This is a genomic window from Xenorhabdus bharatensis (assembly GCF_037996705.1).
GTDB lineage: Bacteria > Pseudomonadota > Gammaproteobacteria > Enterobacterales > Enterobacteriaceae > Xenorhabdus > Xenorhabdus bharatensis.
Genome location: NZ_JBBMXG010000009.1, coordinates 102,870 through 121,813, shown reverse-complemented (window position 1 = coordinate 121,813; position 18,944 = coordinate 102,870). Strand labels below are relative to the sequence as shown.

Annotated in this window: 15 protein-coding genes; 11 read left to right on the top strand and 4 right to left on the bottom strand. The window is 42.0% G+C overall.

Annotated features, from left to right (window positions below; all coding sequences use genetic code 11):
- Nucleotides 1-52: 52 nt before the first annotated feature.
- On the bottom strand, nt 53-886 hold the full coding sequence (locus tag AAC855_RS10485; RefSeq protein ID WP_340609498.1) for a MurR/RpiR family transcriptional regulator: 834 nt from the start codon (nt 884-886) through the stop codon (nt 53-55).
- Nucleotides 887-1,087: 201 nt separating this feature from the next.
- On the opposite strand from AAC855_RS10485, the gene AAC855_RS10480 reads away from it, so the two are divergent.
- The 8 genes from AAC855_RS10480 (at nt 1,088) to iolB (ending at nt 12,738) form a co-directional block, all read left to right on the top strand.
- Entirely contained in the window at nt 1,088-2,599 is a 1,512-nt protein-coding gene (locus AAC855_RS10480; RefSeq protein WP_340609496.1) for a CoA-acylating methylmalonate-semialdehyde dehydrogenase, read from the top strand.
- A 64-nt stretch (nt 2,600-2,663) separates the two neighbouring features.
- Entirely contained in the window at nt 2,664-4,628 is a 1,965-nt protein-coding gene (gene iolD / locus AAC855_RS10475) for a 3D-(3,5/4)-trihydroxycyclohexane-1,2-dione acylhydrolase (decyclizing) (RefSeq protein ID WP_340609577.1), read from the top strand.
- A 446-nt stretch (nt 4,629-5,074) separates the two neighbouring features.
- Complete coding sequence (iolG, locus tag AAC855_RS10470) at nt 5,075-6,061, top strand: inositol 2-dehydrogenase (RefSeq protein ID WP_340609495.1); 987 nt, start codon at nt 5,075-5,077, stop codon at nt 6,059-6,061.
- A 26-nt stretch (nt 6,062-6,087) separates the two neighbouring features.
- Complete coding sequence (locus tag AAC855_RS10465; protein WP_340609494.1) at nt 6,088-7,776, top strand: solute:sodium symporter family transporter; 1,689 nt, start codon at nt 6,088-6,090, stop codon at nt 7,774-7,776.
- A gap of 28 nt (nt 7,777-7,804) precedes the next feature.
- A complete protein-coding gene (locus AAC855_RS10460) occupies nt 7,805-8,938 on the top strand; it encodes a Gfo/Idh/MocA family protein (RefSeq protein ID WP_340609493.1) in 1,134 nt (377 codons plus the stop codon).
- 72 nt (nt 8,939-9,010) lie between these two features.
- Nucleotides 9,011-10,984: a bifunctional 5-dehydro-2-deoxygluconokinase/5-dehydro-2-deoxyphosphogluconate aldolase gene (locus tag AAC855_RS10455; protein WP_340609491.1), complete on the top strand. Its 1,974-nt coding sequence runs from the start codon at nt 9,011-9,013 to the stop codon at nt 10,982-10,984.
- Complete coding sequence (gene iolE, locus AAC855_RS10450) at nt 10,981-11,871, top strand: myo-inosose-2 dehydratase (protein WP_340609490.1); 891 nt, start codon at nt 10,981-10,983, stop codon at nt 11,869-11,871. The genes AAC855_RS10455 and iolE overlap by 4 nt, the downstream gene beginning before the upstream one ends.
- 36 nt (nt 11,872-11,907) lie before the next feature.
- A complete protein-coding gene (gene iolB / locus AAC855_RS10445; protein ID WP_340609489.1) occupies nt 11,908-12,738 on the top strand; it encodes a 5-deoxy-glucuronate isomerase in 831 nt (276 codons plus the stop codon).
- 104 nt (nt 12,739-12,842) lie between these two features.
- Here iolB and AAC855_RS10440 read toward each other — a convergent pair whose 3' ends face one another.
- Entirely contained in the window at nt 12,843-14,126 is a 1,284-nt protein-coding gene (locus AAC855_RS10440; RefSeq protein ID WP_340609576.1) for a cytosine permease, read from the bottom strand.
- A 23-nt stretch (nt 14,127-14,149) separates the two neighbouring features.
- A complete protein-coding gene (locus AAC855_RS10435) occupies nt 14,150-14,845 on the bottom strand; it encodes a helix-turn-helix transcriptional regulator (RefSeq protein WP_340609488.1) in 696 nt (231 codons plus the stop codon).
- A gap of 410 nt (nt 14,846-15,255) precedes the next feature.
- Between AAC855_RS10435 and AAC855_RS10430 the strand changes: the two genes are divergently transcribed.
- Together AAC855_RS10430 and AAC855_RS10425 are read left to right on the top strand one after the other, a co-directional pair.
- Nucleotides 15,256-15,870 (top strand): helix-turn-helix domain-containing protein, encoded by a 615-nt coding sequence (locus tag AAC855_RS10430; RefSeq protein WP_340609487.1) that lies wholly within the window; start codon nt 15,256-15,258, stop codon nt 15,868-15,870.
- Nucleotides 15,854-16,711: a queuosine precursor transporter gene (locus AAC855_RS10425; RefSeq protein ID WP_340609486.1), complete on the top strand. Its 858-nt coding sequence runs from the start codon at nt 15,854-15,856 to the stop codon at nt 16,709-16,711. The genes AAC855_RS10430 and AAC855_RS10425 overlap by 17 nt, the downstream gene beginning before the upstream one ends.
- Nucleotides 16,712-17,536: 825 nt before the next feature.
- Here AAC855_RS10425 and AAC855_RS10420 read toward each other — a convergent pair.
- Nucleotides 17,537-18,073 (bottom strand): TetR/AcrR family transcriptional regulator, encoded by a 537-nt coding sequence (locus tag AAC855_RS10420; RefSeq protein ID WP_340609485.1) that lies wholly within the window; start codon nt 18,071-18,073, stop codon nt 17,537-17,539.
- Between the two features lie 252 nt (nt 18,074-18,325).
- On the opposite strand from AAC855_RS10420, the gene AAC855_RS10415 reads away from it, so the two are divergent.
- The gene (locus AAC855_RS10415) at nt 18,326-18,805 is read left to right on the top strand and encodes a nuclear transport factor 2 family protein (protein ID WP_340609483.1); all 480 of its coding nucleotides are present in this window, start codon (nt 18,326-18,328) and stop codon (nt 18,803-18,805) included.
- The last annotated feature ends 139 nt before the right edge of the window (nt 18,806-18,944 follow it).

Here is an 18,944-nt window from a genome sequence, read left to right as displayed (position 1 = left end):
GTTGCCTCTTTGTTGTTCCTTTGCCTCCGCGAAGCAACTCGAAAGAGAATAATTATCCGGAATTTTCCTGCCGGTAAGCCAAAGCGACAGCCAGTGATTGAACGAGACATAACGTGGCAGACTGGGAGCGGAATGCATCAACTTTAGCTTCCTTCACCACAAAACAAACGTCGTTGAAACTCGCTAATGGGCTGATTTGGCTGTCAGTAATCACAATCTGTTTTGCTCCAGCCTTTGCAGCTCTTTCACTGACCATCACCGTTTCTTCGGCATAGGGGGTAAAGCTGATGGAAATCACCACATCATTTGCCCCAATCATATTTATTTGTTCGCGGAACATTCCTCCCAGACCATCTACCAGCAAAGGGCGGCATTCCAGATGACTCAGGGCATAGGCTAAATATGATGCGACACTGAACGAACGCCGCAGCCCGATAATGTAAATATTGTGAGCATTTGCCAGTAAATCGACGGCCTTATTTAAGTCTTCCGCCGGAGTGCGGGCGGCAAGTTGCTGCATAGCCTGAGCATTGGAATGGGCGAATTCCTGCAAAATATGTTGTGGATCTTCCACTTGCTGGTTATCACCATCCAGTGCCCTGAACAGACGGGCACGGTCGGTATAACTGGCGGTTTCTTCTACCAGATTCATGCGAAATAATTGTTTCATTTCATTGAACCCATTGAAGTCAAAGGCATTGGCAAAGCGGATAAGAGTAGAAGGCGGAACATCAGCTTCTTTTGCAATAACCGCAACCGTATCAAATGCCACGCTATTGGTATTATCCAGAACATACCTTGCAACTTGCTGTAACCGCTTACTTAACTCGTCATAACGCGAGCGAATTTGTTCCTGTAGTTCGGGCAGATTCGATGCAGCAGACATAATGTCTCCCTAATAAATTGTAATTGCACAAAAATAGCGTGTTGATCACATTAATAAAATAGTATTTCAATTCCGATTGAAAATGAAATTTATATTTCATATATCTTTAGCATCGTGGTTCAATTCATAATGATTCAACTCATCTTACGTGGTTCAGCCTGTATGTGGTTAGGCCCATAATTGTATTGAGAGAGGCTCAAAATGGAACAGATTAAAAATTTTATTGGCGGGAAACTTATCAGTAGTCAAAGTGTTCGAATCTTACCTGTTTTTAACCCTGCAACGGGGGAATCAATACGGCAGGTTGCCTTGAGTACCGCTAATGAAACAAAATCCGCTATCGAATCTGCCCATCAGGCTTTTGAAGAATGGTCTAAAACCTCACCATTGAAAAGAGCCAGGATCATGTTCAAATTTAAGTCACTCCTTGAAGAAAATCAGGCGCATTTAGCTCGCCTGATTTCCGAAGAACATGGGAAAATCTACTCTGATGCGGTGGGGGAATTGACCCGTGGCCTTGAAGTCGTTGAGTTTGCCTGTGGTATTCCTCACTTACAAAAAGGTGAGCACTCTGCCAATGTAGGGACCGGGGTTGATAGCCATTCCCTGATGCAGCCACTGGGCGTATGTGCAGGGATCACTCCGTTTAATTTTCCTGCTATGGTCGCAATGTGGATGTTCCCGATTGCGTTAGCAACAGGAAATACTTTTGTTCTGAAACCTTCCGAAAAAGATCCCTCTCTCTCGATTGAACTGGCTAAATTGTTACAGCGGGCGGGGTTGCCGGATGGGGTATTCAATGTCGTACAAGGGGATAAGGAAGCCGTAGATATCTTATTGACCGATCCCCATGTTCAGGCTGTCAGTTTTGTGGGTTCAACACCGGTTGCTGAGTATGTTTATGCAACGGCATCAGCACATGGCAAGCGTTGTCAGGCACTGGGTGGTGCGAAGAACCACAGCATTCTAATGCCGGATGCTGATTTGGAAATGGCTGCAAATGCCATTATAGGGGCCGCCTTTGGTGCCGCAGGAGAACGTTGTATGGCACTGTCTGTTGTTCTGGCTGTAGGGGATGAAATAGCGGATGAGCTGGTAACAGAACTCCGGCAGCAAATTGACGGAATGGTTATCGGTGCCGGGATCAGCGAGGGTCGTGAAAATGATATGGGGCCGGTCATTTCTGAGCAGCACAGATCAAAAATCTGTGATTACATTAACAGTGGTGTGGAGCAGGGAGCAAAGCTACTGGTAGATGGGCGAGGGTATCAGGTCACAGGTCATGAGAAGGGTTATTTCGTGGGGCCGACTTTGTTTGATTATGTCACGCCGGAGATGAAAATTTATAAAGAAGAGATATTCGGGCCTGTACTATCCATTGTGCGCGTACCTGATTATCACACCGCACTGAAATTGATTAACCACCATGAATACGGTAATGGCGCGGCTATTTTTACCCGTGATGGTGAAACGGCCCGTCAATTCAGTGAAGATGTACAGACTGGTATGGTTGGCATCAATATCCCTATTCCTGTTCCTATGGCATTCCATAGTTTTGGCGGCTGGAAACGTTCTATTTTCGGTCCGTTGAATGTACATGGCAATGATGGTGTACGTTTTTATACCCGCATGAAAACAATCACGAGCCGTTGGCCTGCCAGTGTTCGTCTGGAACACCATAGCAGCAGCTTTGTCATGCCAACAATGGAGTAATCCTATGAATACTAAGCCTATAAATACCAAGCCCATAAATACTGATTCTATAAATACCCGCTCCATGAAAGAATCGGCAACATTTTCTCAGACAAAACACACTCAGAAAATGACCATGGCTCAGGCTTTGGTCAGGTTTCTCAATCAGCAGTATATCAACGTGGATGGGGAGGAACTGCCCTTTATCTGTGGTGTTTTTACCCTATTTGGTCACGGTAATGTTGTGGGGTTAGGTCAAGCGTTGGAACAGGAGCCCGGGCATCTCCGGGTCTATCAGGGGTGTAATGAACAGGGAATGGCACACATAGCCACCGGCTTTTCCCGGCAGAAAAAACGGCGACAGATTTTTGCTGTCACCTCCTCTGTCGGGCCGGGAGCGGCCAATATGGTTACAGCCGCAGCGACAGCGACGGCTAACCGTATCCCACTACTGTTATTACCGGGAGATACCTTTGCATGCCGCCAGCCGGATCCGGTTTTACAGCAGGTTGAACAGTACTGGGATGGCACTATCAGTACCAACGATTGTTTCCGGCCTGTTTCTCGCTATTGGGATCGCATTTCCAGACCTGAACAATTAATGGCGGCGATGATTCAGGCCATGAGGGTATTGACTGATCCGGCGGATACCGGTGCAGTGACAATTTGTTTGCCGCAGGATGTACAGGGAGAAATTTGGGATTACCCTGATTACTTTTTTCAGAAACGGGTACATCATCTTGAACGTCGGCCTGCCTCTTTATCCCGTATTCAGGATGCCGTAGAGCTGATACAGCGTAAGAAAAAGCCATTATTGATTTGTGGGGGAGGAGTACGTTATTCCGGTGCAGATCAAGCTTTCCGCCAGTTCGCAGAAACTTTTAATATTCCATTTGCAGAAACACAGGCAGGAAAAAGTGCCATTGTCGCAACACATCCGTTGAATTGCGGTGGAATCGGAACAACAGGGTGTCTGGCCGCTAATTTGCTGGCTAAGGATGCGGACTTAATCATTGGTGTCGGCACCCGTTTTACTGATTTTACGACAGCATCCAAATCCCTGTTCCAACATCCGCAAGCTGAATTTCTTACTATTAACGTGGCAGAGTTTGATGCCTACAAACTGGATGCGGTCGCAGTGATTTCTGATGCAAGAGAAGGTTTATCTTCGTTGACTCAGGCATTAGCAAAAACGGGATGGTACTCCGGTTGGCAACAGGAGGTTGCTCAGACTAAATCAGTCTGGCAGGAGGAACTGTCACGGCTGTTTTCTATCCAATATCAGGCCGGAGACAGGCCAGAAATTGCAGGTCATCTGGATGAGAAATTAAATGAATACAGTGACACATTGCAGACTAATCTGGCGCAGACGCGGGTGCTTGGGCTAATGGATCAGTATCTGGAAGATAACGCAATTATTGTCGGTGCAGCCGGTTCTTTGCCGGGGGATTTACAACGCCTGTGGCAACCGAAAGAGCCGGATACCTATCACCTTGAATATGGTTATTCCTGTATGGGATATGAAATTGCGGCAGCGCTGGGAGCAAAAATTGCCTGCCCTAATCAGCCAGTTTATGCAATGGTCGGGGATGGCTCTTATATGATGCTACACAGTGAGCTGCAAACGGCGATTCAGGAAAACATCAAAATTACTGTGCTGTTATTTGATAATACGGGGTTTGGCTGCATCAATAACTTACAGATGAGTCAGGGCATGGGCAGTTTTATGACAGAAAATCGTTATCGTAATCAACAAAGTGGTCGGCTGGATGGCGCACTGATTCCGGTAGATTTTGCCAAAAATGCAGAAAGTTACGGTTGCAAAAGTTATCGGGTACATAACGAACAACAATTAATTGCTGCTTTGCAGGACGCTCGTCAACAACTCTGTGCCACTCTGATTGATATTAAAGTGTTGCCGAAGACCATGACCCATGATTATGAATCATGGTGGAGAACAGGAACAGCACAGGTTGCAGATAATCAGGCGATCACCAATGCGGCTGAAAATATCAGGCAGTATGTGGAGAAATATACTCGGCAGTACTAATATTCGACTATCATTGTTTATATATTGTTTCATGCCTTTCATCTGACCGTGAAAATGCTTTTTTATACAAGGAATGGAATATTTATTTCATGCCGGACGGCTTCATTATCTCTTCAACACAATTGTAATTTCAATGCATTCAACTTTTCTGTAGTTGGGTGCTTTTTTGTATCTACTATATGATTTTAAGGGATTTTTGTTTAATTTCTCATACCTGATAGCTTTTTTTTCGTGATAGGTATAACACTAATTTCATCTTTTTCATCTCAAAATGCTAAGCGCCTCTAAAAAATAAAATTTTCAATATTAGTTAAATTGAAATAAATATTTTGATTGATATATTTTTATTCAAACCCAAAGCAAATAGACCCGATGAATTTCAGGGAATGGTTCATAACGCAGCAATCTGAAAGACGACGGGGATACAGAGGTATCAAGGAGCATTCATGTTTAATATTGCATTATTTGGTGCTGGCAGAATTGGTCTGGTGCATGCAGTTAGCATTGCTAGTCATAAAGAAACCTGTCTCTACTCTGTCGTTGATCCTTATCAGGTAAATGCTGAAACACTGGCACAGAAATATCAGGTCAAAATACAAACAACTGAAGAAGCCATGTCTGATCCGGAGGTTCACGGTGTACTTATTGCTTCAGCAACAGATACGCATGCTGATTTGATCGAACTGGCTGCGCGTAATCATAAAATGATTTTCTGTGAGAAGCCGGTTCATCTTGAGCTTGAACGGGTACGGCAATGTCTTGCTGTGGTAAAAGAGTGTCAGGTCCCTCTATTTGTCGGCTTTAATCGTCGCTATGACCCTCAGTTCCGACGGCTGAAAAATCTGTTTCATGCGGGGAAAATAGGTAAGGCAGAATCCCTGATGATCACATCCCGCGATCCTGCTCCGCCACCCGCTGAATATATCCGGGTTTCCGGTGGTATGTTTCGGGATATGACGATTCATGATTTTGATATGGCCCGTTTTATTATCGGAGAGGAGCCGTGTGCTATTTATGCACAAGGCAGTAATCTTGTTGATCCTGCCATTGGCTTCGCGGGTGATATTGATACTGCGTTTATTGTGATGAAATTTCCTTCCGGCGCTATGGTGAGCATCGCGAATAGCCGCCGTTCAGGGTATGGCTATGACCAGCGTCTTGAGCTGCATGGTGAAAAAGGTTTACTGACAGCCGGTAATATTAAGGAAAATAGTGTGGAATTATGGGGAGACAACGGGTGTCTTTCCGCTAAACCCGAACATTTTTTCCTGCAACGTTATCGTGAGGCATATATCGCGGAATGGGATCATTTTGTCGATGTTATGGCTGGCAGAGCCACTCCAGAAACAACCGGTTTTGATGGTGAACAGGCATTATATCTTGCTGATAAGGCGCTTGAATCCCTGTTGTCCGGTAAAGAAATCAAATTATAAACCACAGAAAAACAGGGGAACATTACATGTCAGCTTTTCTTTCTTTTATTGGTTTCACCCTGCTGGTGGCAGGGATTGCTTATTATAAAACAAGGAATAAACATTTAATTGATTCCACTGAAGGTTATTTTCTTGGTGGGCGCTCTCTGACCGGAGTTTATATCGGTAGCTCCATGTTATTAATGAATCTGTCTACAGAACATCTGGTTGGTTTAAATGGGTTGGCATTCAGAACGGGATTTATTGTTATGGCATGGGAAGTTATAGCTGCCTTAACTATTGTCCTGTTTGCCATTTATTTCCTGCCCAAATATTTAAAATTGGGGATATCAACAATTCCAGAATATTTAGAACGGCGATTTGACAAAAATACTTTGTTAATTACTTCTCTTTTATTTCTGGCCATGTATGTTATTTCGTTATTGCCTATCGTGTTATATACCGGCGCTATTGCACTGGAAAGTTTGTTTCAGGTTTCTCAGGTATTCAATGTCGATAAAACGACCGCGTTATGGATTATGGTTTGGGGTGTTGGCGGTCTGGGCGCAATTTACGCTATTTTTGGCGGCATTAAAGCGATTGCAGTAGCTGACACTATCAACGGTATCGGGCTAATTATCGGCGGAGGCATCGTTACTGTTTTTGCCTTACTGTATGTCGGGGATGGCAGTGCCTGGCAAGGCCTGACCGATGTTTATCAGGCTCATCCTGATAAATTCAACTCCATTGGTAGTGAAGATTCACTTGTTCCATTTTCAACCCTGTTTACCGGATTGATCATTTCCAATATGTTCTTTTGGTGTACCAACCAATCCATTGTACAAAAATCACTGGGTGCGAAGAATCTGGCGGAAGGGCAAAAAGGAGTAATGTTGTGTGCTGTGTTAAAACTACTTATTCCTTCTATTATTATTTTGCCGGGTGTGATTGCATTCCATATTTTCAATGGGCAAATAGATAACCCGGATAATGCCTATCCCGCATTAGTACAATTAGTTTTGCCTAAAATTCTGGTTGGCTTTTTTGCGGCGGTGGTTGTTGGGGCGGTATTTTCTACATTCAGTGGTGGCCTGAACTCCTCTGTTACTTTATTTACTGTCAATATTTACAAACAAAGAATTAACCCGAATGCCAGTGAAGCTCGAAGTGTTGCTGTAGGAAAATATTTGGGTATTGCTCTGGCGTTGGTCACCATGCTGATCGCTCCGCTCGTTGCGAATGCACCTGATGGTTTGTTTTACCTGATCCAACAATTACAGGGGATTTTTAATGCTCCCATTCTCAGTGTCGTTCTGGTCGGGTTGATGACAAAACGTGTTCCTCCGATAGCAGCAAAGCTGGGGCTGCTGTTTGGTATGTCAGCATATATTGTTTGTAACTTTATCCTGCATATTGATATCCATTTCTTCCATCTGGTCGGCATCTTATTTGTGTTGAATGTCATTTTTATGCTGATAATCGGTTATTTCTTCCCTGCTGAAAGTTATGAGGAAGTGTATACAAAACAGGTGGATATTACCCCGTGGTCAATGGTGAAGCCTATGGGATGGTTAATTACACTGGCTGCTATCTCAATGTATGTTTTTCTGGCTCAGAATGTGCCGAATTATGTAATGACACTTTACTATCTGTTTGCAGCCGGAATTCTGGGATATGTCGTTTATCAAATCAGTAAGGCATTGTTTAAGCGCTCTGTTCATAGTGAAAGTGCCTAGAAAACCTGAGTGATGGAATCCAAATAATATGAAAGAGATTCGGATTGGCTTGATTGGTGCGGGCTATATCGGGCGTGCCCATGCTATAGCTTATGCGCAAGCACCAACGGTATTTCCATTAAAAGGAAAATTAGTACGTGACATGATTGCCGGGATCACGCCGGAGCTTGCTCAGACTCATGCAAACGAACTCGGTTTTCTACGCTCAACGGGCGATTGGCGAGAACTGGTTTCTGATCCTGATATTGATGTTGTTGATATATGTACACCAAATTTTTTGCACAAAGAAATGGCGTTAGAAGCTATTAAGCACGGAAAACATATTTATTGCGAAAAACCACTGGCCTTGAATTCCCATGATGCAAAACAGATGGTCGCTGCTGCCACTATTGCCGGAGTGAAGACACTGGTGGGGTTTAACTATATGAAAAACCCGACTGCGCAATTGGCTAAAGAGATTATATCGAATGGTGAGATTGGCAACGTAGTGCATTTTTACGGTACACATAATGAAGATTATATGGCTGATCCTCTGAATCCGATTCATTGGCACTGCTTTAAGGATCAAGCCGGTTTGGGGGCATTGGGTGATCTTGGCGCACATATTATCAATATGGCGCAATATCTGGTGGGGGATATCACAACTGTTTGTGGTGATATGAAAACAATTGTGAAAGCACGCCCTGAAATATCCGGTTCTTCTGTATTGATCCCCGTTGAAAACGAAGATCAGGCTCATGCAATGGTACGTTTTGATAGTGGGGCTACAGGCGTGATTGAAACTTCCCGCATTGCCTGTGGCCGAAAGATGGGGCTGACTTATATCGTAACAGGAACTAAAGGCACTCTGAGTTTTACTCAGGAACGAATGGCTGAGCTGAAACTATACCGGCACGATGAACCGGCCAATCGTCAGGGTTTCAAAACCATTTTGGTCGGGCCGGAACATCCAGATTATGCGCCTTTTTGTCATGGTGCCGGGCATGGCATTGGCTTTAATGACCAGAAAACAGTGGAAGTGAAAGACTTAGTTGATGGTATCGCATTGGATCGAGACCTCTGGCCTGATTTTACCGAAGGCTGGAAAGTCTCTCGTATTCTGGATGCTATTGTCTGCTCTCATGAACAAAAACGTTGGGTTAACGTCACTGAAATTAATTAAATCTCGCAGTTAGCGACATATATGGGTTAGCAACATAAGTTAGCAAAACGCACATTGGTAAGAGGTGGAGCGATGGAGCAACATAAAAAGTTTGATGTTATCTGTATGGGACGTATTGCGGTCGATTTATATGGTCAGCAGATAGGGTCACGTTTGGAGGACATGAGCAGTTTCTCTAAATATCTGGGTGGCTCTTCTGGCAACGTAGCTTATGGTACAGCGTGTCAGGGATTAAAATCGTCCATGCTGGCCAGAGTCGGCGATGAACATATGGGGCGTTTTCTACGTGAAGAGCTGGAGAGGGTAGGATGCGATACCAGCCATTTAATTACTGATAAAGAGCGTCTTACAGCTTTGGTGTTACTCGGTATAAAAGATAAAGAAACTTTTCCGCTGATTTTCTACCGTGACAATTGCGCTGACATGGCGATTACCCGTGATGATTTCAGTGAGGAATATATTGCTTCTGCCCGTTGCTTGGCGATTACCGGAACCCATCTGTCTCATCCGAAAACCAGAGATGCTGTGCTGACTGCATTACAATATGCCCGTCGCAATGGTGTAAGAACTGTTATTGATATCGATTATCGACCTGTTTTGTGGGGGCTGACATCGCTGGGTGATGGCGAAACCCGCTATATCGCTTCAGAGCAGGTTACTGCTCAATTACAGGAAGTACTCTCTCAATTTGATCTGATAGTCGGTACAGAAGAAGAGTTTCATATTGCTGGTGGTTCTAAAAATACCTTAGATGCCTTACGCAATATCAGGAAACTGAGTTCTGCCACTCTGGTCTGTAAACGTGGGGCACTAGGGTGTTCTGTATTTACCGGAGATATCCCTGAAAAACTTGATAAAGGGCTGACTATTCAAGGCGTTAAAGTAGAAATACTGAACGTGTTGGGAGCGGGTGATGCATTTATGTCTGGTCTATTGCGAGGGTATCTGAATAACGAAAGTTGGGAACAAAGTTGTGCTTATGCAAATGCCTGTGGCGCTTTGGTTGTTTCACGACATGGCTGTGCGCCTGCAATGCCGGATAAGGCTGAACTGGATAACTATATCGTGCGAGCAGAAAAATTTGCGCCAACAGCAACAGGTTATCGCCCTGATTTAGATATCCACCTGAATCATCTTCATCGCGTGAGTAGCCGTCATAAGCAGTGGCAGGAACTGTGTATCATGGCATTTGACCACCGGATTCAGTTTGTTGAAATGGCACGTGAAGTGAATGCCAGTTTTGATCTCATTCCACCTCTGAAAAAACTGCTATTCCAAGCCAGTCAGGAAGTGAGTGCAGAAACTAATCTGAAAGGTCACTCAGGCATATTATGTGACAGTACTTTTGGACAGGACGTTCTTGATGCTGCGACCGGGCAGGGATTATGGATAGGACGTCCGATTGAACTACCCGGCTCCCGTCCACTCTGTTTAGAACATGGAAATATCGGTTCCCAGCTGGTCAGTTGGCCATTGGAACATATCGTGAAATGTCTGGTGTTCTTCCACCCTGAAGATAACAGTACGTTGCGTCTGGAGCAGGAAGAAATAGTGAAGGAAGTTTATGCAGCCTGTTGCCGGTCAGGCCATGAGCTACTCTTAGAGGTGATCTTGCCATCCGGAATGACACGCTCAGATGAATTTTATCTACGTGCACTAAAGCGTTTCTACAATCTTGGTATCAAGCCTGACTGGTGGAAATTGCCTCCCATGCAATCAACAACGTGGGATCAGATTGAAGATTTGATTATGCAACGGGATCCTGATTGTCGCGGAGTTGTGATTCTGGGACTGGATGCACCTGCAAAAACACTCAAGGCAGGTTTCAATGCGGCAGCAGGTAAATCCATTGTTAAAGGGTTTGCCGTTGGTCGAACACTATTCGGCAAAGCATCACAAAAATGGCTGGCTGGCGAAATAGATGATCAGACACTTGTTCTACAAGTAAAAAAGAACTACCACGATCTGATTAACAACTGGCGTCAGCGTGATGGAAAAAAAGCAAAAGAAGAACTGAATCCTCAACATACAGGAGAACCGTCATGACCGTTCAACTTGGCATCAACCCTCTGACATGGACTAATGATGATCTGCCTTCTCTGGGAGCAGAAACCTCTTTGGAAACCTGTCTATCAGAAGGGCGTCAGGCAGGGTTTGCGGGTTTTGAATTGGGTAATAAATTCCCCCGCCAAGCGCAGATATTAGGGCCTATTCTGGCCACCCATTATCTGAAATTGGTATCTGGCTGGTATTCCGGGCAATTGTTGACACGCAGTGTCGAGGAAGAAATTACAGCTGTTCAGCCACATTTAACGCTGCTGCGTGAATTGGGCGCGACGGTGATGGTTTTTGCCGAAGTGACAGACAGTATACACGGAGATCAGAGTAAGCCCGTGTATTTACGCCCCCTTTTTCCGGCAGAGCGTTGGCAGGAGTATGGAGAAAAATTAACAGAATTTGCCCGTTATACTCAGTCTCATGGGGTTCAGATAGCTTATCACCACCATATGGGAACAGTGATTGAAAGTGCTGAAGACATTAATCATCTGATGGAAAACACGGGTAAAGAAGTTGGGCTGTTACTGGATACCGGGCATTTAACCTTTGCCGGAGATGATCCGCTGACTGTGGCAAAACGCTGGGGTAAACGCATTAACCACGTACATTGCAAAGATATACGGCCGGAGGTACTGAAAGATGTTAAAAACCGGAAAACCAGTTTTCTGGATGCAGTGCTGAGCGGTGTTTTTACTGTACCGGGCGATGGTTGTGTAAATTATTCTGATATTTTCAATACATTGAAAAACAACGGCTATCACGGCTGGCTGGTTGTTGAAGCAGAGCAGGACCCTGCTGTTGCACACCCGCTGACTTACGCCACATTGGGGTATAAAAATTTACATCGGCTTGCTAAAGATGCTGGGTTGATGTGAACACTGAAATTAAAAAGTGACCTTGAGGTAGATTGCATGTCTAAGCTGCTGTCAAAATATCATAAACCCGATCAAAACAAGCGGACACAACATATCTCGCCAGAAATCGCACACTGGGGATATGTTCATTTTGATGTTTATGAGCTGGATACGGGGGAGTCAATAACATTGGCGGCTTCGGAGAACGAAACCTGTCTGGTGTTAGTTGCAGGAAAAGCAACAGTGAGTACGGCTCAACATCGATTTGAACAAATTGGCGATCGTATGAGTCCGTTTGAACGTAAAAAACCTTATGCTGTCTATATCGCGCCACATGAGGTGATAGAAATTATCGCTCAAACCCATCTTGAGCTAGCGGTTTGTCAGGCTAAAGGGAAAGGGAATCATCCGACCCGATTAATTACACCGCAGGATATAGGGGCTGAACAACGGGGTAATGGGAATAATCGTCGTTATGTTCATAACATTCTTCCTGATCACCAGCCAGCTGATAGTTTATTGGTGGTGGAGGTTTATACTGATGAAGGTTGTAGCAGCTCTTATCCCAGCCATAAACATGACACCGATAATGAACCTCATGAAACCTATTTGGAGGAGACTTACTACCATCGTCTGAACCCACCGCAGGGTTTTTGTTTACAGCGTGTTTATACTGATGATCGCTTATTAGATGAAACAATGGCAGTGTATAACAAAGATGTCGTGATGGTTCCGAAAGGGTATCATCCTGTAGCAACACTAGCCGGATATGATAGCTATTATCTGAACGTCATGGCTGGGCCTACGCGTAAGTGGTTGTTTACATGGGAAGCAGACCATCAATGGGTTAATAGTGGCACATATGCTGAAAAGCACAGTAAGAGCTGAAATTGTCTATTACATGAACTTAAAAATAATGTTCGGGGTAAAAGAAAAAATTGGAAGACAAGAATTAAATTGCTCCCTTATTAGGGAGCAATATCTGGGGAGAATTAGGGTAAGCGTTTAAAAGCAGATTTAGTGAACCAGTAAACGCCACTTGCTATTAATAATGAATTAAGTGCTGGTATCCCCCATTCAACGGTTAATCCAATAATACTGCCAACGAGACTGGCGATAATAGCTGCCCAGCCTATAACTGGTGTTTTTGGCGGAAGTTGCCCTTTCTGTCTACTTTCATCCAATACCTTTCGATAAGAACGCAAAATATAGTAATCAACCAACATGACTCCTAAAATTGGCGGGAAGACAACGCCGAGTACAGTCAGAAAATCCACAAATCGATCCAGAATACCCAGAATAGAAAATAGGGTTCCCAATATTCCAATCACTATTGTTGTTGGAGGGTAGCGTAGTTTTTTTCCAGTAATCCCTTCGACAGCATTGATAACTCCCAATGATGAAGAGTATAGATTCAGGTCATTCACTCTTAAGGTTGAAAATACGACCACGAACAGACCCGCACCGCCCGCAGCCTGAGACATAATGGTAACAACATCGGATGTGTTTAGTGCTTTCGCGATTAAAATAGCCAGACCATTAATAACAAACTCACCGGCAATAATCGTCAACAGCGTGATCCCAAAAACATGTTGCCCTGATTTGGTATAACGAGTCAGATCAGGCGTCATCAAACTGGCAACAATTGCGCCACCGACAACTATGGTGATCCCTGCACTGATAGATAAAGTTTCATCTGAATGAGGTAGCTGCATAATTTCATACCAATTCTGGCCAGAATCACCAGACAGTACAGTGGTGTAAATATAAACAACTAATAAGATAAACATGGGTACAGCAATTCTGGCCGTGAATCGTAATGCTTTAAAACCAAAAGCGACAAGAGTTGTCAATAAAGCACCGGATATCATTGCCGCCAGACTAAAGCCAAGTTTATCTCCGCAAGCGAAGTTTAGAGATTTTGCAAAAATAGCATTCTGAATGCCAAACCAGCCCAATAAACTGACTGCAATAACAAGGCCGATCAGCACGGAGCCTATTCGTCCAAAGCCACACCATCGGGCCAATAAACTACCGGATAGGCCTTCACGCATGCCGGCGAAGCCGAGGCCAAAAGTTACAATGCCAAATATCAGACTGCCAATAAAAATAGCAATAAATGCATCAGTCAGTGCCATAGCATTGCCGAGGACTGCACCCAACATAAACTGATCCAATGCGGTTAACATGCCCATATGGACGATAGCCACGCTCAGTAAAGATAAACGTTGTTGTTGTGGTACTCGGCATAATGGACTGTGTTCAATTTTGATCACTACCATCGATCATTCCCTGATTTTTAGATAAATAGAACGCCTTTCTCAATTAAACGTTCAGGAATATAGCTATCTAATTGTAAATGCCGGCAAAATTCCTCAAATTGCTGATGCGAGTGGACATTGGCTTTCTGATAGATGTTATATATCCGATTTTCTATTGTCTTAGGTGTGACATTGTAAATCTGAGCTATTTCCTTACTTGAGCGTCTTTGCAACATTAAAAAGATGACATCCAGTTCCCCTTTGGTAAACAGGTCTGTCTCAGCCTCTGTAGTTAACACGCTGGGCTTATGTTGATTAATATATTTCAGAGGGGAAAGGCTACTGAGTGGCTTGGCATTCCAGACAATGCCAATACATTCTTTTTCATCGTTGTACACAGGGAACTTTTCGCTGATAAAAGGAGCGAGGCTATTTTTTCCATACCAATAATGGGTTTCGATGATGGAAACCCTGTCTTTTGATTCTTCGGTTCTCCGGTCATGTTCTTTTAAATCTTGTGCAAATTGATCTTCAGACCAGTGAGCCGGAAATTCACAATCAAGCTTACCCTCTACGTCAAAAGTTTCAGGTGTGTTGGTGTATAGATAGGCTGCTTTATTCATATAAATATGACGGGACCCTAAATCCTTAATGCCCCAAGGATCGCTGAGATGTTCCATCATAGCGATCAACCCTTTCAAGTAAGGTTCATTATTTTTATAGAGTGAACTCATTTTTATCTCATATAGTTTACATGTGGTAAATTTTATTTTGTAAATAGTAACCAATATATCTATATGTTATTCCTCATTGATCTTTAAATAGAAGTAATAATTTTGAGATGGAATGGCCGAATTTTTGATAAAAAGCATTGGCATAAGTCATATTCACTTTATTTAATGTTATTTTTGTATTTTTATTATTATTTTTTAATGGTGTTAATCAAAATATAACCCGAAAAATTAATATTTTCCATAAAAAACAATTTAGTTGTATTATTAAATAATAAGGTTAGCAAATAAATTGCTATCATTTTTTATCATTTATGGCAAGAGTGTTCTTTACTCTTACGAAATTCAATAAAAAGTGTTTATTCTAAAAGGTCATATAAATTAGATGGTTACATATTTTCCTAGGCATTGCTATGTATAAAAAACAAAAAATGGAATACCTGAGAAAAAATTTACAGTATTTACTTGATTCCAGAGGGGAAACCCGAGTGTCACTTTGTGACCGGACGGGGCTTAATCGAACAACAATCTACAATATCTTAGATGGTCGGGTACAAAGTGTTCACACCTCAACAATCCAAAAAGTATCTAATTTTTTTGGTATTTCTTACAGTGAGATCGAAGCGATTGATATCGCAGAAAAAGAGCGTATTGATGCAATTGTTTCTTATGAAGGTAATATGAATCCGTGTGCTGTCCCGCTGTTTATGCAATCTGAATGTGTTACTGAAGAGTTTTATCAAAGTAAAATTGGCACACTTATTGTTGGAAGAAAATTAACTTATTATTTCGGTTCTGGCCCTAATGTTGTCGCTATTTTACTTGAGAATGATTTTTCGGGTAAATATAATGCTGGTGATTTATTAATAGTCAGAAGAGGTAATTATCAGAGCAACAACCCTAAATTATGTTTCGATCCAAAACAGAAAAAGTTTCATATCAATGAGTCTTGTGCTGAGAATTCAGACGATTTTGCAGTGATTGGGGATATAATGGAAGAGCGGTTTGGGTATGGGAAAAAAATATAAATTATTGGGATTTAACAGTTACGATAATACAGCCAATGTATTAATTTTATCAACAGGAAAAGTTTTAAAAATCAATGTGAAGGAGTTAGAAAAGAGTGAAATAGCAGATGACTTTGATAGTCACGAAACGAAATCACTCTACAGGAAAATATACTCTAGTTTTCCAAGTTCACCCTCAGTCTATGAAATTGAGGAGCGCAACGAAAAGTCTTGGGTTGTTTATTCACTTCTCGCCCTGTTACTAACAATTTTCTATACTTTCAGTAATATAGCAGCAGCGAAGCCTGTCTATATTGAGTATTTTGATATTATTGTGACTCCGGGTACTTTCATTTATCCGTTCTCATTTTTAGTTATTGACTTGCTCAGTGAGTTTTATGGATTCCGTCTGGCAAGAAAAGCCATATACATGTCTCTGGCTTCTAATCTGATTATTGTCTCGTTATTAAGTATATCGACGAGTTTACCAGCTATTCCGGGCTGGGGTTTGAATGAGCAGTATAATGCTTTGATGAATCACATCTTGTCGGCGATTTTTGCATCATCATTGTCATTTTTAGTCTCAGAGCTGGTTAATTCATATGTCTTGTGCAAGTTAAAAGACATGACAAATTCTCGGTTTCTGGCACTAAGAGTATTTTTTAGTACGTTTATAGCATCAATCCTTGATAGTTTTGTTTTCTGTTTTGTTGCATTCTACGGAAAACTTCCTACTAATCAGATTATTGGGATGATGGTAGTTCAGATCTTAATTAAAATCTTCTTTGCTTTGTTTAACGTCTTTCCTGCCTATGGCTCGCGTTATTTATTCAATCGCTGGGTTGTTAAGGCTGCACATTAATCAATCGCATGGAGAGCATTTCTCCATGCTATTTCACCGATAAAATCCGGTCTAATATAGTATAACATCCTGCGATATCCACTGTTTTCCACGTTGCTTCTTTGTTGTCTGTACTCCTTTACTGTCGCAATACAACACGAAAATCATGGGTATATATTGATGAAATGGCCGATGGTTAGCCTTCAATTTAAACTTTATCGTGATTAAAAGGATACTATAAATTCCGCATATTTATACAGTAGCACTTTTCATATTCACGTTATCTATGCAATAAATTTCGTAAAATATGCGTATTTTTTTACATTCAGGAATAAATTCAATATATTGAATTTTTATCCATTAAAATCAATTAGATAAATTAAATTTTACTATGTTGTGTTTTTTGCTGGCTAAATTAAGACGCGAATATTGTGTAGCTAAATCAACATTTGAGCTTTTATTTGTTGATTTTATCGTGAGTCTGGTGTATTAATTTGGTTGTAAAAATATAAGTTATAATTAAGATTTTGTCAGATAACCGGGGAGTGAGTTATCACTGCCTTTTATTTAGACAAATAATTTTCATTATTTTGAATATACCTAATGGATTTCGAGTTGCATTGGGCGGTAAGGGAAAGACTCCCGGAAGCATAGAGCACTATGTGACAGGGGGAAGTGAACGAAGCCAGCAAAGTAGCAGCTTGAAAGACAAAAGGTAATTAGCTTTAACTAACCCAACACCAGGGTAATCTCTGAACGTTTTTTGTTCTTATGGTAATCGGTCTCTTGGTCAGCTTGCTGGCTAAGAGACCGAAAAACCTTGAATTGGCAAACACATTCAGGGCTCTAAATGAATCGCTGTGCCATTGTTCGATAATACTCTTCCTGACCTGAAACCTCACCAAACTCAGCTCTTATTATCATTCCTTCTATAAATGTTATCAGTGCTTCTGCTTTGTTCTCTGCATTTCCCTGAGCGGTTGAGAAAATAGATAGTAACAAGGATTTTATCCATGCCTTATGTTGTTGAGCCTGTTTAACGATAGCTTCATCTTGCCCTTTAAATTCAGCCAGAGCATGCATGAACAGGCATCCTTGAAAATCTTCCGTGGCAAACCATGAAAAGTGCCAGTCGAGGATTGCATTAATTTTGTTTTCAACCCCCTCTGTTGAAGATGCACTAATAGTTAGCTCCTGTTGAAATCTTTGGTGGCGTCTGAGTAACACTCCTTCAATCAGCTTATTTTTAGAACCAAAGTAACGATACATGGATGTCTTCGATACATTTGCCTGATCTCTGATCAAATCAACACCAACAGCGTTATAGCCAAATTGGTTAAACAGTGATTCTGCAATATCTAAGATGTGCTCTTTTTTGCTCATGATGTTTTTTCTTAGTTATTCAAAAAAGTTCTATTAATATTATTTTTAATGCAATTCTAATATTTTCTTTCTATGAACAGACCTGTACACTCGGATTAAGTGTACAGATCTGTTCACATGATATCATATTATTGGGATTTATGGCCTTCAGTTAATCTAAAAATTAAATAACCCATATTTTTGTAATGGAGTTAAGAAAGCTTATAAGGCCATTAATTTTTGCTACTACTCGCTAAATGGTACGGAGAAAATATGTCTGTGTTCGTTGAGAAAAAGTTACCTATTCCTCCATTTAATTATGAAACAGCTATACAAAAAGTCCGTATTGCTGAAGATAGCTGGAATACACGTGATGCTGATAAAGTTGCGTTGGCATACAGCAAAGATACTAGATGGCGAAATAGAACAGAGTTCGTTAATGGCCGAGATGAGGCAAGAAAATGGCTGGTCCGAAAATGGATAAAAGAGAAAAGCTATCGGTTAATTAAAGAGTTATGGGCGGTGGAAGGAAACCGGATTGCTGTAAGGTATGCCTATGAATGGCATGATGATTCAGGTAATTGGTTTCGCTCATATGGTAATGAAAATTGGGAGTTTGATGAACATGGAATGATGATCAACCGTTTTGCGAGTATTAATGATATCCCGATAAATGAAGATGAACGCAAATTTCACTGGCCTTTGGGTCGTCGACCTGATAATTATCCGGGACTCAGTGAATTAGGTTTGTAATTTTAATAAGCTAGAAAATTAGCTTATGGTTTTGAAAAGTTGTAGGGCTTGTGCAAAGATCGATGTACAGGCTCACTAGTTTTGGATAGAACATAATCTGCCAGTTTGCGGTTGAATTAACTTGCTCGTTCATTTCAGT